General features: G+C 72.5%; 11 protein-coding genes. 9 read left to right on the forward strand and 2 right to left on the reverse strand.

Annotated elements, in window-relative coordinates; translation table 11 throughout:
• Positions 1-147 precede the first annotated feature (147 nt).
• The 4 genes from AB0M92_RS10770 (at position 148) to AB0M92_RS10785 (ending at position 4,929) form a co-directional block, all read left to right on the forward strand.
• Positions 148-303, forward strand: a complete 156-nt coding sequence (locus tag AB0M92_RS10770; RefSeq protein WP_366101753.1) for a DUF6131 family protein — start codon at positions 148-150, stop codon at positions 301-303.
• A gap of 321 nt (positions 304-624) precedes the next feature.
• Positions 625-1,461: a YhjD/YihY/BrkB family envelope integrity protein gene (locus AB0M92_RS10775; protein WP_366101754.1), complete on the forward strand. Its 837-nt coding sequence runs from the start codon at positions 625-627 to the stop codon at positions 1,459-1,461.
• 537 nt (positions 1,462-1,998) lie between these two features.
• Positions 1,999-3,723: a BCCT family transporter gene (locus AB0M92_RS10780; protein WP_366101920.1), complete on the forward strand. Its 1,725-nt coding sequence runs from the start codon at positions 1,999-2,001 to the stop codon at positions 3,721-3,723.
• A gap of 150 nt (positions 3,724-3,873) precedes the next feature.
• A complete protein-coding gene (locus AB0M92_RS10785) occupies positions 3,874-4,929 on the forward strand; it encodes a PP2C family protein-serine/threonine phosphatase (protein WP_366101755.1) in 1,056 nt (351 codons plus the stop codon).
• Between the two features lie 4 nt (positions 4,930-4,933).
• Here the strand turns inward: AB0M92_RS10785 and AB0M92_RS10790 are convergent, their stop codons facing one another.
• The gene (locus AB0M92_RS10790; protein WP_366101756.1) at positions 4,934-5,431 is read right to left on the reverse strand and encodes a GNAT family N-acetyltransferase; all 498 of its coding nucleotides are present in this window, start codon (positions 5,429-5,431) and stop codon (positions 4,934-4,936) included.
• Between the two features lie 237 nt (positions 5,432-5,668).
• Between AB0M92_RS10790 and gnd the strand changes: the two genes are divergently transcribed.
• The 4 genes from gnd (at position 5,669) to AB0M92_RS10810 (ending at position 11,435) form a co-directional block, all read left to right on the forward strand.
• Positions 5,669-6,694, forward strand: coding sequence for a phosphogluconate dehydrogenase (NAD(+)-dependent, decarboxylating) (gnd, locus tag AB0M92_RS10795; RefSeq protein ID WP_366101921.1), 1,026 nt, complete (start codon positions 5,669-5,671; stop codon positions 6,692-6,694).
• A gap of 11 nt (positions 6,695-6,705) precedes the next feature.
• On the forward strand, positions 6,706-8,178 hold the full coding sequence (zwf, locus tag AB0M92_RS10800) for a glucose-6-phosphate dehydrogenase (protein ID WP_366101757.1): 1,473 nt from the start codon (positions 6,706-6,708) through the stop codon (positions 8,176-8,178).
• 114 nt (positions 8,179-8,292) lie between these two features.
• A complete protein-coding gene (locus tag AB0M92_RS10805) occupies positions 8,293-9,036 on the forward strand; it encodes a beta-phosphoglucomutase family hydrolase (RefSeq protein ID WP_366101758.1) in 744 nt (247 codons plus the stop codon).
• Entirely contained in the window at positions 9,033-11,435 is a 2,403-nt protein-coding gene (locus tag AB0M92_RS10810) for a glycosyl hydrolase family 65 protein (RefSeq protein WP_366101759.1), read from the forward strand. Before AB0M92_RS10805 ends, AB0M92_RS10810 begins: the two co-directional genes overlap by 4 nt.
• A 22-nt stretch (positions 11,436-11,457) precedes the next feature.
• Here the strand turns inward: AB0M92_RS10810 and AB0M92_RS10815 are convergent, their stop codons facing one another.
• Positions 11,458-12,129 carry a PAS domain-containing protein gene (locus AB0M92_RS10815; RefSeq protein WP_366101760.1) on the reverse strand — a complete coding sequence of 224 codons (672 nt, stop codon included), beginning with the start codon at positions 12,127-12,129 and terminating at the stop codon, positions 11,458-11,460.
• Between the two features lie 152 nt (positions 12,130-12,281).
• On the opposite strand from AB0M92_RS10815, the gene AB0M92_RS10820 reads away from it, so the two are divergent.
• Positions 12,282-15,542: a cytochrome P450 gene (locus AB0M92_RS10820; RefSeq protein ID WP_366101761.1), complete on the forward strand. Its 3,261-nt coding sequence runs from the start codon at positions 12,282-12,284 to the stop codon at positions 15,540-15,542.
• The last annotated feature ends 108 nt before the right edge of the window (positions 15,543-15,650 follow it).

The raw sequence follows: 15,650 nt of genomic DNA on the forward strand, positions 1-15,650 counted from the left end.
GCCCCGTGACGTCGATCCGCCGACGTCACGGGGCGTTCGCGTGCCGACCGATTCAGCCAGTTTGTCCCGGATAGGCGTGAAACTTCTCAGATGGGTAGAAGAAGAGGGTCCGCGCTTGGCAGGACTTGGCAGGACAGGGAGGTCCTCATGATTGTCCTCGGCGTTATTCTCCTCATCCTCGGCTTCGTCTTCGGTATATCGATCCTGTGGACGATCGGCCTGATCCTCCTCTTGGTGGGCGTGGTGCTGTGGGTGCTCGGCGGGGTGGGGCACGCGGTGGGAGGCCGGCGGCACTATTGGTGACGACGCCGAGCCGTCCGTACGGCGGCATCCCGCGTTCCGGCCTGGAAGAAGCCGGAACGCGAGCCGTGTACCGACATTCCGCCGACCCTCTCGCCCGTCCCGGGAGCAGCCGGTTCGGCCGTGCGGTAACCGATACCGGACAGGAGCCGGACCCATGAATCCCTCGACCCCGCTCGCGGCCGATGCACCCCGCTCCGGTCGCGCCCCCGCCATCCGGGGATGCCCCAGGGGCGGGGTCGGCGGCCCGCCCGAGCCGCCCAAACGTGCTCCGGCGCCATGAACGGGCCCGGCAGGACCGACCGGCTGCCGCTCTTCGGACGGATGAGCAGCACGCTCCGCCGCGTGCGGGCCGGACGGCGCTGGGTACACGTCCGGAGCCTGGGGCTGTGGCAGCGCTCGCTGGGCTTCGCCGCGCTCGGGTTCCTGACGCTCGTACCGCTGCTGATCGTCGTGACCGCGGCGGACGCCCGCGGGGGGCGAGGGTTCGCGCAATGGCTGGGCGACGGGCTCGGCGTGTCCCCGGCCGCGGGAGTGGAGGTCGAACGGCTCTTCGCCCTGCCCGGGCAGGCATGGCGGACGACGACCGCCTTCGGCCTCGCCCTGCTCGCCGTGTTCGGCCTGTCCTTCGGCACCACACTGCAGAACGGGTACGAAAGGGTCTGGAACCTGTCGCCGGGACGGTGGTGGGCCGGCTGGCGTCACGTGCTGTGGCTCGGCGTGCTGGTCGGTGTCCTCTACCTCTCGGCGGTCTCCTCGCCGTGGCGCGAGTCCCCGGCCCGCGGCTTCGTCACGGTGGCGATCGGCACGCTCTTCTTCTGGTGGTCCCAGCGGCTGCTGCTCGGCGGCCGGGTCCCGTGGGCCGCGCTGCTTCCCGGGGCGGTGGCCACCATGATCGGACTGCTCGGGCTGCGGGTCTTCTCCCGGCTCGTCTTCTCACCGCTGATCGCGTCCAATGCCGTCACCTACGGCCCCTTCGGAACCGTGCTCGTCATCCAGACGTGGCTCGTCGGTGTCGGCGTCGTCGTGTTCGGGGGCGCGCTCGTCGGCCGGCTGCTCCACGACGAGCTGCTGCACCGGACGCCCGCGGGCGATCAGCTCAGAAGTCCTCCGGTGGACCCCGGGCCCGAGCCGGGCCCCGGCCCCGGCCCCGGCCAGTGAGCCGGCAGGCGACCGGTACGGTCCTCCTCCACGCGGTCGAGGGCGCGCGGTCGCCGTCCCGTCGGCGGCCCGGGGGCCGCTGTGTGGTCAGCGGGCGCCGGGGGCTTGGCCCGGCCGGGTCCGCGGGGAGGCATGGACGCGGCCGCAGGCTGTGCCGTGCGACGGGACGGCGGAGCTTGACCGTGTCGAGTGGCCCGTAGGCGGCACCCGGGGGAAGGGGGGCCGCCTACGGTCACCGGCCGCGATGGTCGCCGGCCTGGAGAGACGTGCCACCGTCACTGACGCGTGTGTCCCCGATCGCGGCCCCCAAACCCCGCCCGCGCCCACGGATTTCCGCACGCACGGAACGGGCCGGCGCGCCGTTCGCCGCCGCCGGGCCCGAAGGCGCCGCCTTCCTGGAACGGCGCAGGCCGGGCGAGTCACGCACGGCTGGACCCGCGCGCCGTGGTACGGGATAGCAGGAGCCGAATCCGGCCATGATCGCGAAGGGTGGCACCTGTGTCCCAGGAGCAAAGTAAACGGCGCCAGAGGCCGCGGCTGCCCGTGAAGGCGGCCCTGCCCGGCCGTCATCCGCAGGAGGACAAGGCGCCCGTCACCGACCGGGTGGTCTTCGGCGTCACCGCCGTGCTGACCCTGGGTTTCGTGATCTGGGGCGTCACGGCCACCAGCACGCTGGAAAGCGTCTCCGACACGCTGCTGAACGGCCTGATGCACAACGGCGGCTGGGCGTTCGTCCTGGCCGCCTCGGGGTTCGTCGTCTTCGCGCTCTGGCTCGCCATCAGCCGGTACGGACGGATCGAGCTGGGCCAGGAGCACGAGAAGCCGGAGTTCAGCACCGTCTCCTGGGTCGCCATGATGTTCAGTGCCGGCATGGGAATCGGCCTGATGTTCTACGGCGTCAGCGAACCCCTCGCGCACTTCACCACCCCGCCGCCGGGCACCGACCCCGCCGATGCCGCGGACCGCATGCAGACCGCGCTCGCCACCACCCTGTTCCACTGGACGCTGCACCCGTGGGCCATCTACGCGGTGGTGGGCCTGGCCATCGCGTACAGCACCTTCCGGCGCCGCAGGCGGCAGACGATCAGCGCCGTCTTCGTCCCGCTCCTCGGGAAGGAGCGCGCCGAGGGCGCGCCGGGCCGGGTGATCGACATCCTGGCGATCTTCGCCACGCTGTTCGGTTCCGCCACCTCCCTGGGACTCGGCGCGCTCCAGATCGGCAGCGGCATGCACGAGGTGGGCTGGCTGGACAAGGCCGGGACGGGGCTGCTCGTCGCCATCATCGGCGTCCTGACCGTCTGCTTCGTCTTCTCCGCCGTCTCCGGTGTGGAGAAGGGCATCCAGTGGCTCTCCAACATCAACATGGTGCTGGCCGTCGTCCTCGCGGTCTTCGTGTTCGTCGTCGGCCCCACCATTTTGATCCTCGACCTGATCCCCACCTCCCTCGCCGCGTACTTCGAGGAGCTGCCCCAGCTGGTCGGCCGCACCGAGGCGTCCACCGGCGGCGGTGACGTAGCCGACTGGCTGAGCAGCTGGACCGTCTTCTACTGGGCCTGGTGGATCTCCTGGACCCCGTTCGTCGGCATGTTCATCGCCCGCATCAGCCGGGGACGTACGATCCGGCAGTTCGTCGGCGGCGTCATCCTGGTGCCGAGCACCGTGAGCCTGGTCTGGTTCGCGATCTTCGGCGGTACGGCCATGCGCCTGAAGGAGCAGGGCAGCCTCAGCGGTGCGACCACGCCCGAGGCGCAGCTCTTCGGCGTGCTCCAGGAGTACCCCATCGCCGGCGTGATGAGCCTGCTCGTGATGGTCCTGGTCGGCATCTTCTTCGTGTCCGGCGCCGACGCGGCGTCGATCGTGATGGGCACCCTCTCCCAGAAGGGCAGCTTCGAACCCGACCGGTTCATCGTCGTCTTCTGGGGAGTGGTGACCGGCGGGGTGGCGGCCGTCATGCTGCTCGTCGGTCAGGGCAAGGGAGACGCCCTCGCGGGCCTGCAGCACCTGACGATCCTCGTCGCGGCCCCGTTCGTCCTGGTGATGATCGGCATGTGCTGGGCGCTCTTGCGGGACCTCCGCCGGGACCCGCTGATCGTCCGGGGCCAACTCGCCGAGGAGGCGGTGGAGGAAGCCGTGATCGCCGGCCACGAGAAGTACGCGGGCGACTTCGAGATCCGCATCGGTCCGGCACAGGACGAGGCACCGGCGAAACCGAAGGACGACCGCGCCGGCAGGGACCCGGAAGCCCCGCCACCGAGCCCCTGACACCCGCCCGAAGGCGTCCGGGAGCGGGGGCCGCCCGACGGCCCCCGCTGACACATCGCAGCGCCATGTCCCGATTACGCGGATATTCTAGGAAATGTGATCGAGTCTGGACGACCGTGGCTCCGTCGGCGCCCCGGCCCGGGAAGACTTGTGCGGCTGTCGCCGGTCATCCTGATGGTCGTCATTGCCAGCCTGGCCTACGCCACTCCCCCGGAGATGGCCTTCAGCCGCCTCCTGCCCGCCGCGCCGGCCCTCGCCGCCGCGATGTGGCCGGTCCTCCCCACCGTTCTGCTCGGGACGGTGTGCCTCCTCCTGATGATCGGCCTCAGCCTCGTCTTCCCCGACCTGGGGACGTGGTGGACGGCCGCCGGGATCATCGCGGTCACCGTGGCCGCCGCCTACGGGAGCCACGCCCGGCTCCAGCGGGAGCGCACCCTCTTCCAGGTGCGGCTCGTGGCCGACGCGGCGCAGCAGGTGGTGCTGAGCCCCCTGCCGCGGCGCTTCGGGAACATCGAGATCGAGTCGCTGTACCTCGCGGCGGCGGCGGAGGCCCGGATCGGCGGGGACTTCTACGAGGTGGTGGAGACCCCGTACGGGATCCGGATGCTCATCGGGGACGTGCGGGGCAAGGGCCTGCCGGCGGTGGGAGAAGCCGCCGCGATCGTCAACGCCTTCCGCGAGGCGGCCCACGGGGGGAGCGACCTGGTGGACATCGCCCGCAGGCTGGACGCCAGCAGCACCCGGTACAATTCCTCCTTTCCCTCCGACGGTCCGATGGAACGCTTCGCCACCGCCCTGCTGGTGGAGATCCCGCACGAGGGCGGCCGGATCGATGTCCTCAACTGCGGGCATCCCCCGCCTCTGCTGTTGAACCGCGGGGAACTGCGCATCCTCGAATCCGCTTCCCCCTCGCCGCTGCTCAGCCTCGCGGAACTGATCGGCGACCACTACAGCGTGGACACCTTCGACTTCGCCCCCGGCGATCTGCTGCTGCTCTACACGGACGGGATCGCCGAAGCCCACGTCCGCGACGGCGAGTTCTTCCCGCTGGCGGCCTGGCTGGGCCGACAGCCCCCGCTGGCGCCCCGCGAAGTGCTCACCGCTCTCCACCGAGACCTCCTGCGTCACAGCAAGGGACGCCTTGACGACGACGTCGCCGCCCTCGCCGTACGCCTGCGCGCGCCACGGAGCCCGGATTCCCCGTGAGGGCTCACAGCACGCACCGGTAGCGGAGCTCCGTGAGAGTGATCCCGTCGTAGACGTCGTCCCGGACCGCACCGTCAGCCCGGTAGCCGGACCGTTCGTAGAAGCGCCGGGCTCGCTGGTTGTCACTCAGAACCCACAAGGCCGAGGCCTCGAAGCCCTGGCCCCCCATCTGCGCATGGGCCTCGCCCAAGAGGGTCCGGCCGATGCCCCTGCCGAGCAGGTCCGGGGTGATGTACAGGGCGTAGACCTCACCGACCCGCTCCGGAGCGGGCATCTCGCTTCGACACGGCCCGAAGCAGATCCACCCCACCGGACCGCGGTCACCGAGCGCGACGAGGTCACGTGACGTTCGTCCGGGCCGGGAAAACCACTGCCGCCGCCGGCCGGCGTCGTCTTCCACCGTCATCGCATCGAGATGCGTCCGGGGAACGATGCCGGCGTACGCCGCCTGCCATCCCCGGACCCTGATCGTCGAAACGGCCTCGATGTCGGCCGCGTCCATCTCCCGCACGTGCACCATCGCGTCACCGTACGGGCGCAGCCGCCGCGAAACGAAATGTTTTCTCCCGGCGCCCCGAGTGGCGGAGTCCCGGGTGCCGGGGCGGGGGCGGGCGGGCACAGTGGGGCGCGGAGGGGGGAAGGTGGCACGGACGGTGCCGCGCGCCCGGGACGGCGCGTGACGCGCGCTCGCGGCCAGGAGCGGGAGAACGGGAGCACGGCGATGACATCGGACGCGCCCATGCAGCTCGGAATGGTCGGACTCGGCCGGATGGGTGCCAACCTGGTGCGCCGGCTCATGCGGGACGGCCACCGCTGCGTCGTGAACGACGTCAGCCCCGACGCCGTACGCGCGCTGGAGGGGGAAGGCGCGACGCCGGCCTTCTCGCTGGAGGAGCTGGTCGAGCGGCTGGAGCCGCCCCGGGCCGTGTGGCTCATGGTGCCGGCCGGGGTGGTCCAGGAGACCCTGGACCGGCTCGTCGGGCTCCTTGAGCCCGGCGACACGGTCATCGACGGCGGAAACTCCTACTACCGGGACGACATCAGCCGGGCCCGGGCCCTCACCGAGCAGGGCATCCACTACGTCGACTGCGGCACGTCGGGGGGCGTCTGGGGCCTGGACCGCGGCTACTGCCTCATGATCGGCGGCGAGCAGGGCCCCGTGGAGCGGCTCGCTCCCGTCTTCCGTACGATCGCGCCCGGAACCGGCAGCGCCGAGCCCACCCCCAGCCGGACCCGGACCGGGGGCACCGCGCCGCACGGCTACCTCCACTGCGGGCCCAGCGGCGCCGGTCACTTCGTGAAGATGGTCCACAACGGCGTGGAGTACGGGATGATGGCCGCCATCGCCGAGGGCCTCGCCATCATCAGGCACGCCGACGCCGGCCTGAGCTCGCGTACCGCGGACGCCGAGACCGCTCCCCTGTCCGATCCCGGGGCCTACCAGTACCAGATCGACGTGGCCGAAGTCGCCGAGGTGTGGCGCCGCGGGTCGGTCGTCGGCTCGTGGCTGGTCGACCTCACCGCCGACGCCCTGGCCCGCTCCCCGCAACTGGACGACTTCTCGGGGCGCGTCTCCGACTCCGGGGAAGGGCGCTGGACCGTACTGGCGGCCATCGAGGAAAGCGTGCCCGCCCCGGTGATCAGCGCCTCCCTCTACGAGCGCTACGAGTCCAGGGGGCTCGGCGAGTTCACCGCCAAGGTGCTGTCCGCCATGCGCAGCGAGTTCGGCGGCCATGCCGAGAAGCGCCCCGGCGCGGACGCGTGAGGGGGCCCGCCGTGGACAGGGATTCCGGCGCTTCGCAGCCCCGGCCGCGCCCCGCGGACCACGTCGTCGTACTGTTCGGCGCGACGGGTGACCTGGCCAGGCGCAAACTGCTCCCGGGCCTCTTCCACCTGGCCAAGGCGGGTCTCCTGCCGCAGCGCTACCGCATCGTCGGCTCCGCCCCTGCTGCCGAGGCCCTGAGCGACGAGGAGTTCCGCGCCCACGCGCGCCGGGCCGTGACGGAGTTCGGCCGCTCGCGCCCCGAGGGCCCCGCGTGGCAGGAGTTCGAGGCCGCCCTGTCCTTCGGCGCGGCCGACACGGATGCGACCGAGCCTCTGGTGACGGCGGTGCGCGAGGCCGAGCGCGCCATCGGCGGCAGCCCGCGGCGGCTGTTCCATCTCGCCGTCCCGCCCGTGGCGTTCGCCTCCGTCGTCGGACTGCTCGGTGCCACCGGGCTGGCTCAGGACGCGCGCGTCATCGTCGAGAAGCCGTTCGGAACGGACCTCGCGTCCGCCCGCGCGCTCAACGCGGCCGTCCACGCCGTGTTCGACGAGTCCCGGGTGTTCCGCATCGACCACTTCCTCGGCAAGGAGGCGGTGGACAACATCCTCGCCCTGCGGTTCGCCAACGGTCTCTTCGAGCCGCTCTGGAACCGCGAGCACATCAGCCACGTGCAGATCGACGTGCCCGAACAGATCGACATCCAGGGTCGCGCCCGCTTCTTCGAGGGCACCGGAACCTTCCGCGACATGGTCGTCACGCACTTGTTCCAGCTGCTCGGATTCGTGGCGATGGAACCGCCGGTCGCCCTCGAAGCGCAGTCGCTGCGCGACGAGCAGGTCAAGGTCTTCCGCAGCATGCGGCCCCTGGACCCGGCGCAGGTCGTACGCGGCCAGTACACCGGCTACCGCGAGGAGCCCGGGGTCGATCCGGCCTCGGACACCGAGACCTTCGTCGCGCTGCGCGTCGACATCGACAACTGGCGCTGGGCCGGCGTGCCCTTCCACCTGCGCTCGGGAAAGGCACTGGCGGAGGGCCGGCACGTCGTCACCCTCGGCCTGCGCGAGCCCGTGCTGGGCATGTTCCCCCTGGACGCCCGGGAGGCGGCGGACGGCCGCGCCAACGAACTCGTCATCGACTTCGCCGACCCCGGCTCCATCACGGCCCGCTTCCTCGCCAAGGTGCCGGGCCCCACCATGCAGCTCGCGGAAGCCGACTTGGCGTTCGACTACCACAGCTCCTTCACCGCCGAGAACGCCCTGGAGGCGTACGAGCACCTCATCCTCCTGGCCATGCTCGGCGACCAGTCCCTCTTCACCCGCTCGGACGGCATCGAACGCCTGTGGGAGGTCTCCGCGCCACTGCTGGACGCGCCCCCGCCCGTCGTCCCGTACGCCCCCGGGTCCTGGGGCCCCGCGGCCATCGGTCCGCTCGCCGCCCCCTATCGGTGGCACCTGCCCGATCGGGGCCTGCCCTCGGCGGGGTGAGGCGACGGACGCGTTGCGCCGAACGCCACACCCCCTCAGCCGTACGGGGCACCGCGCCCCTCCCGCGGGCGCCGCAGTGCCCGTCGGCCGTCGCGCCCTCCTAGCCTCGACGGCATGCTGGGACTCCCCGACCACGTCAGCGCCTGCCTCTTCGACCTCGACGGCGTGCTCACCCGGACCGCGAAGGTCCACGCGGCCGCCTGGAAAGAGATGTTCGACGACTACCTGCGTCAGTGCGCCACCCGCGACGGCTCGCCCTTCGTGCCCTTCGACGCGGTGCACGACTACGACGAGTACGTGGACGGCCGCCCCCGCGAGGACGGAGTGCGCACCTTCCTCGCCTCGCGTGACATCACGCTGCCCGAGGGCGCGGGGAGCGACGGTCCCGACCGGGAGACGGTCCACGGCCTGGGCACGCGCAAGAACGACCTGGTGCTCCGGGCGATCCGCGAGCAGGGGGTGGAGTCCTACGAGGGCTCCGTGGCCTACGTGCGCGCCGTGCGCGACGCGGGCCTGCACCGGGCCGTCGTCTCCTCCAGTGCCAACTGCCGTGACGTACTGGTGGCGGCCGGCATCGAGGACCTCTTCGAGGAGCGGGTGGACGGCCTCACCGTCGCCGAGCAGGGATTGCGCGGCAAGCCCGCCCCCGACAGCTACCTGGCCGCCGCCCGCCTCTTCGGCACCGAACCCCGCGATGCCGCCGTCTTCGAGGACGCGCTGGCCGGGGTGGCCGCCGGAAAGGCGGGCGGCTTCGGTTTCGTCGTCGGCGTCGACCGCACCGGCCAGGCGGACGAGCTGCGCGCGCACGGGGCCGACGTCGTCGTCACCGACCTCTCCGAGCTGCTGGACCGCGGATGATCACTCACGAGAACTTCGCGACCGAGCCCTGGCAGCTGCGCGAGACGGCCCTCGACCTCGACGTCCTCGCGCAGAGCGAATCCGTGTTCGCCCTGTCCAACGGTCACCTCGGCTGGCGCGGCAACCTCGACGAGGGCGAACCGCACGGCCTGCCGGGCTCCTACCTCAACAGCGTCTACGCGAGCCACCCCCTGCCCTACGCCGAGGCCGGGTACGGCTATCCGGAGTCCGGGCAGACGATCATCAACGTCACCGACGGCAAGGTCATCCGGCTGCTCGTCGACGACCACCCCTTCGACCTGCGCTACGGCGAACTCCTCTCGCACGAACGCGTCCTGGACTACCGCGGCGGCGTCCTCAGCCGCGCCGTGGAGTGGACCACGCCCTCCGGCCGGACCGTGCGCCTGACCTCGCACCGCCTGGTCTCCCTCGCGCAGCGGGCCGTCGCCGCGATCTCGTACACCGTCGAGACCGTCAACGGGCCGGCCACCATCGCCGTGCAGTCCGAGCTCGTCGCCAACGAGCAGCTGCCCACGGCCTCCGGCGACCCGCGCATGGCCGCCGCCGTCGACTCCCCGCTGCTCCCCGAGGAGCACTACGCGAACGACACCCGGCTGCGCCTGATCCACTGCACGGCCACCAGCGGGCAGCGCGTCGCGGTGGCGGCCGACCACATCGTGGAAGGCCCCGCCGGCACCGCGTGGGCCGCCGAGAGCGAACCGGACGTCGCCCGCCTGACCGTGACCGCCACCCTGGAACCCGGGCAACGGCTCGAACTCGTCAAGTTCGTGGCCTACGGCTGGTCGGCGGAGCGCTCCCTGCCCGCCGTGCGCGACCAGGTGGAGGGCGGTCTGGCCGGAGCCCGCACCACCGGGTGGCAGGGGCTGCTCGACGCGCAGAAGGCCTGCCTGGACGAGTTCTGGTCCCGGGCCGACGTCGAGGTGGAGGGCGACGAGGAGGTCCAGCAGGCCGTCCGGTTCGGCCTCTTCCACCTCTACCAGGCCTCCGCCCGGGGTGAGCGGCGCCCCATCCCGGCCAAGGGCCTCACGGGCACCGGCTATGACGGCCACGCCTTCTGGGACACCGAGTCCTTCGTCCTGCCCGTCCTCACTCACACCGCGCCGCACGGCGTGGCCTCGGCCCTCGCCTGGCGGCATTCCACGCTTCCCCGCGCGCTGGAGCGCGCCCGCCAACTGGGGCTGGAGGGGGCGGCCTTCCCCTGGCGCACGATCAACGGCGCCGAGTGCTCGGCCTACTGGCCCGCCGGAACCGTCGCCTTCCACGTCAACGCCGACATCGCCGCGGCCGTGGAGCGGTACGTCTTCGCCACCGGAGACCGGGATTTCCACCGCGGACCCGGACTCGACCTGCTGGTGCAGACCGCGCGGCTGTGGCGCTCGCTCGGCCACTTCGACGCCGACGGCGTCTTCCACATCGACGGGGTCACCGGTCCCGACGAGTACAGCGCCATCGCACGCGACAACCTCTACACCAACGCCATGGCCCGGCGGAACCTCCGCGCCGCCGCGGACGCCGCCGCGCTCCACCCGGACCGGGCACCGGACCTCGGCGTCAGCGCCGAGGAGATCGCGGACTGGCGCAACACCGCCGCGCGGACGGCCATCCCGTACAGCCGGCGGCTCCGGGTGCACGAGCAGTCCGACGGCTTCACCGACCAGGAGCCCTGGGACTTCGAGGGGACCTCCGAGGACCAGTACCCGCTGCTCCTGCACTTCCCGTACTTCGACCTGTACCGCAAGCAGGTCGTCAAGCAGGCGGACCTGGTCCTGGCCATGTTCACGTGTCCGGACGAGTTCACCGCCGAGGAGAAGGCCCGCAACTTCGCGTACTACGAGCCGCTGACGGTCAGGGACTCCTCCCTCTCCGCCTGCTGCCAGGCGGTGCTCGCCGCCGAGACCGGGCACCTGCGCCTCGCCTGGGCCTACACCCGCGAGGCGGCGCTGATGGACCTGGACGACCTCGAACACAACACGCGGGACGGCCTCCACATGGCCTCGCTCGCCGGCACCTGGATCGCCCTGGTCCAGGGTCTCGGCGGGCTGCGGCGCATCCGGCCGGCCCCGGGCGCACCACCGCAGGACCAGCCGTCCGGGGACACGCGGACCGGGGAGCCGGGGGCCCCGGTGCTCTTCGCGCCGCGTCTGCCCTCCTCGCTCACGCGGCTGGCCTTCAACGTGCGTGTCCAGGAGCGGCTGATCCGCGTCGACATGGGCCAGTCGACCGCCCGCTACACGCTCCTGTCCGGAGAGCCCGTCACCGTGCTGCACCACGGGACCCCGGTCGCGCTCACCACGGACGCGCCGACGGACCTCCCCGTCCCGCCCGCGCCCGACTCCCCCGAACCCCGCCAGCCCAAGGGGCGCGCCCCCGGCACCTGACGGCAGGGCGCGGGCTGCCGCCTCAGGGCCGGTCCGCGGCGGTCGACACCGTACGCGGGGGCCACGCGACGGGGTCGAGCAGGCCCAGGACGTAGGCGCGGGCGATCAGGGCGGGACGGTTGGGTACGTCGAGCCGTCGGCACAGGCGGGTCACGTGGTAGTTGACCCCGTCGACGGTGAGGCCCACCTCGCGGGCGATGGCCGACCCCGCCGCCCCCGCGGCGACGAGCGGCAGGATGCGCGCCTCCTGGGGGCTCAGGCCGTTGGCCGGGTCCTGCGGTGGCGCGTCGGGCGGGCCTTCGCACGATTCCTCGGTCAGCGAGACCAGCAGGCGGGGGATGTCGTCCTGCGGGTCCGAGACCGGTTCGACGGTGACCCGGCCGTGCCGGGCCGTTCCCCCGACCTGCCAGGTCACCTCGACCGGATAGCGGGACCTGCGGCGCGAGCGCAGGGCCTCGTCCAGCCGGTGCAGCTGCCGTTCGTTGGTCGGGGTGAGGATGTCGAGGAGGCGGCGGCCCTCCAGTTTTCCCGGCTGGAGCCGCCATGCGGAGGCGAACGCGGGGTTCGCGCCGAGGATCAGGCCGTACGCGTCGCTGATCGCCAGTGCCACGGGCGCCCTGTCGAACAGGCTGACGAAACGCGACCGCCAGGCCGCCGCGGCCTCGTCGGACGCATGCCGTGACGGCTGTGTCACGGGCTCTTCCTCTGCCACGGCCAACTGCCCCCGATCAAGGCTCGGAACGGAAAACACCCCTACAAGAATAGGTAGTCGTCGACCGCCATCGCCGCGGCGGCCGCGTCACCGTGGACACGACACGGCTGACGTGACCAGAAGAGGCAGAAGCCATGAATGAATCGCACACCACCGGTGCCGGACCCCTCGACGCCGCCGCGCACCCGCCGGTCGTCGACGTGAGCGAAGCGGGCATGACGAGCACCCCCCTGCAGACGGCCATGGGGCACGCGCGCCGGCTCGGTCCGGTCTTCGTCCAGCGCTTCCACGACCGGGAGACCGTGTTCGTGAGCTCGGCGGCGCTGGTGGAGGAACTGTCCGACGAGCAGCGCTTCGTCAAGGGCATCGGCCCGGCGCTGGAGAACGTGCGCGAGGTGGCCGCCGACGGACTGTTCACCGCGTACAACGACGAGCCCAACTGGGCCAAGGCGCACGACATCCTGCTGCCGGCCTTCGCCCTCACCTCGATGCGGACCTACCACCCGCACATGCTGCGGGTGGCCAAGCGGCTCATCGGCTCCTGGGACGCGCGGTTCACCGCAGGCGCCGGCGTCTCGGCCCCGGTCGACGTCGCCGAGGACATGACCCGGATGACCCTGGACACCATCGGCCTGTCCGGCTTCGGCTACGACTTCGCCTCCTTCGAGCGGGAGCAGGCGCACCCGTTCGTCCGGGCACTCGTACGGGCCCTGACCCACAGCCAGGCCAAACTCGGCCGGGTGCCCGGCGCGGACCACACCGCCGAGGACGAGGCGTTCGCCGCCGACGCCGCCTACCTGGCCCGCGTCGTGGACGAGGTGATCGAGCAGCGGAAGGCTTCGGGGGACACCTCGACCGACGACCTGCTGGGCCTGATGCTGGGCTCTGCGCACCCCCGGTCCGGCGAGGTGCTCGACGAGGCGAACATCAGGAACCAGGTGATCACGTTCCTGATCGCGGGCCACGAGACGACCTCGGGCGCCCTCTCGTTCGCGCTCTACCACCTCCTCAAGAACCCGGCGGTGCTGCACCTGGCCCAGGCCGAGACCGACGCGCTGTGGGGCGACGACCCGGACCCCGAGCCCGCCTTCGAGGACATCGGCAGGCTGCGCTACGTACGCCAGGTCCTGAACGAGACGCTGCGGCTGTGGCCGACCGCCGCCGCGTTCGCACGCGAGGCGCGCGCCGACACCGTGATCGGCGGCCGCCTCCCGGTCAGGGCCGGGCAGCGGATGCTGGTGCTGACACCGATGCTGCACCGCGACCCGGTGTGGGGCGACAACGTGGAGGAGTTCGACCCGGACCGGTTCGCCGCCGAGGCGGAGGCGGCCCGTTCCCCGCACGCGTACAAGCCGTTCGGGACCGGGGAACGCGCCTGCATCGGGCGTCAGTTCGCCCTGCACGAGGCGACGATGCTGCTGGGCATGCTGGTGCACCGGTACCGCTTCATCGACCAGGGGCGGTACGAGCTGCGCATCAAGGAGACCCTCACCCTCAAGCCCGACGGGTTCACGCTGGCTCTGGGCCGGCGCACCCCGGCGGACCGCGCCGGCAACCGTACGGCCCTCGGGGCGGTCGTGTCGGCGGGCCACCAAGGGGACGAGCAGTCGCCGGTTACGGGGGCCTCCCCCACCCGGGCCGTTCCCGGCACGAAGCTGACGCTGCTTCACGGGTCCAACTTCGGCACCTGCCGCGCGTACGCGCAGGACCTGGCCGACATGGCGGCGGAACTGGGCTTCGAGACGCACGTCGCGCCCCTCGACGACCACCGTGACGGCGGGCTGCCGACGCAGGGGCCGCTGGTCGTCGTCGCCGCCTCGTACAACGGACGCCCCACCGACGACGCGGCCGGATTCGTCTCCTGGCTGACACAGGCGGGCCCCGGCGCGGCGGAAGGCGTGCACTACGCCGTCCTGGGCGTCGGGGACCGCAACTGGGCCGCCACCTACCAGCACGTCCCCACGCTCATCGACGGCCGCCTCGCCTCGGCGGGTGCGGCCCGGCTGACGGAGCGCGGCGAGGCGGACGCCTCCGGGGACCTCGCGGGAGCGGTACGCGGTTTCACCGCCGCCCTGCGCCGTACGCTGCTGGAGCGCTACGGCGACCCGGAGTCCGTGGCCCCCTCCCCGCAGGCTCAGTCGACCGGCGGCCCGGCCCACGACGTCGTCGAGATCACGGGTGAGCCGCTCGACGCGCTGGCCCGGCGGCACGGCATGCAGCCGATGACCGTGACGCACACCGGGGACCTCGCCGACCTCGGCCACCCGGCGGGCAGGTCGAAGCGCTTCCTGAGGGTCGGACTTCCCGAGGGGGTCGGCTACCGCACCGCCGACCACCTCACCGTCCTGCCGGCCAACGACCCGGAGCACGTGGAGCGGGCGGCCCGGGCCCTGGGCGTCGACCAGGACGCCGTGCTGAACATCCGGAGCCACCGCCCCGGCCGGACCGCCCTGCCGCTCGACCGCCCCGTCGCCGTACGCGACCTGCTCACCCGGTACGTCGAGCTCCAGACCCCGGTGACGGCCGAGCACGCGGCCGTCCTCGCGGCCCACAACCCGTGCCCGCCGGAGAAGGCCGCACTGGAACGGATCGCGGCAGGGGCCGCGGGGACGGACGGAGCCCGCCCGGGCAGCCTCGTGGACCTCGTCGAGGAGCACCCCGCGCTCCGGGGCCGTCTGCCGTGGCCCGTTCTGCTGGAACTGCTGGAGCCGATGCGCCCCCGCCACTACTCCATCTCCTCGTCCCCGTCGGCGGGTCCGGGGCGGGCGGACCTGATGGTCTCGCTCCTGGAAGCCCCCCACCGATCGGGCCGGGACGGGGTGTTCCGCGGAGTGGGCTCCTCGTACCTGCACCGGGTACGTCCCGGCGACACGGTCCTCGCCCGGGTGCAGCCGTGCCGGGAGGCCTTCCGCATCCCGCACGACGAGCGGACGCCGGTCATCATGATCGGCGCGGGTACCGGCCTCGCGCCCTTCCGGGGGGCCATCGCCGACCGCCGCGCGCTGCGCGCGTCGGGAGCCGAGCTGGCTCCCGCGCTCTGCTACTTCGGCTGCGACCACCCGGAAGTGGACTACCTCCACCGGGCGGAGCTGGAGGACGCCGACCGCGAGGGCGCCGTGTCCATGCGCCCCGCCTTCTCCCTGGCGCCCGAGGGGGAGGTCCGCTTCGTACAGCACCGGATCGAGGCGGAGGGTGAGGAGGTCTGGCGGCTGACCGAGGCGGGCGCCCGCATCCACGTCTGCGGGGACGGCTCGCGCATGGCCCCGGGCGTCCGCGAGGCCTTCCGGCGGCTGTACGTCCGGTACAGCGGGAAGGACGCGTCGACGGCCCCCGAGTGGCTCCGGGGGCTGATGGCGGACGGCCGCTACGTGGAGGACGTCTACGTGGGCGGCTGACGCGGCGCCGCCGGCGCCCGACGCCCGCCGACGCCCGACGCCCGGTGCCGGCGGACGTCGGCGGCGCGGTTCTGCTCCCGGACCGCCCCCGCACCGCGCGGCGGGTCC

Origin of the sequence: Streptomyces sp. NPDC051582 (genome assembly GCF_040681715.1) — a bacterium.
Lineage (GTDB): Bacteria > Actinomycetota > Actinomycetes > Streptomycetales > Streptomycetaceae > Streptomyces.

Bases quoted from the DNA above. Each gene is read 5' to 3' on its own strand.
- AB0M92_RS10820 (WP_366101761.1), top strand. From the start codon at position 12,282: ATGAATGAATCGCACACCACCGGTGCCGGACCCCTCGACGCCGCCGCG.
- AB0M92_RS10770 (WP_366101753.1), top strand. From the start codon at position 148: ATGATTGTCCTCGGCGTTATTCTCCTCATCCTCGGCTTCGTCTTCGGT.
- AB0M92_RS10805 (WP_366101758.1), top strand. From the start codon at position 8,293: ATGCTGGGACTCCCCGACCACGTCAGCGCCTGCCTCTTCGACCTCGAC.
- AB0M92_RS10775 (WP_366101754.1), top strand. From the start codon at position 625: ATGAGCAGCACGCTCCGCCGCGTGCGGGCCGGACGGCGCTGGGTACAC.
- AB0M92_RS10790 (WP_366101756.1), bottom strand. From the start codon at position 5,431: ATGGACGCGGCCGACATCGAGGCCGTTTCGACGATCAGGGTCCGGGGA.
- AB0M92_RS10810 (WP_366101759.1), top strand. From the start codon at position 9,033: ATGATCACTCACGAGAACTTCGCGACCGAGCCCTGGCAGCTGCGCGAG.
- gnd (WP_366101921.1), top strand. From the start codon at position 5,669: ATGCAGCTCGGAATGGTCGGACTCGGCCGGATGGGTGCCAACCTGGTG.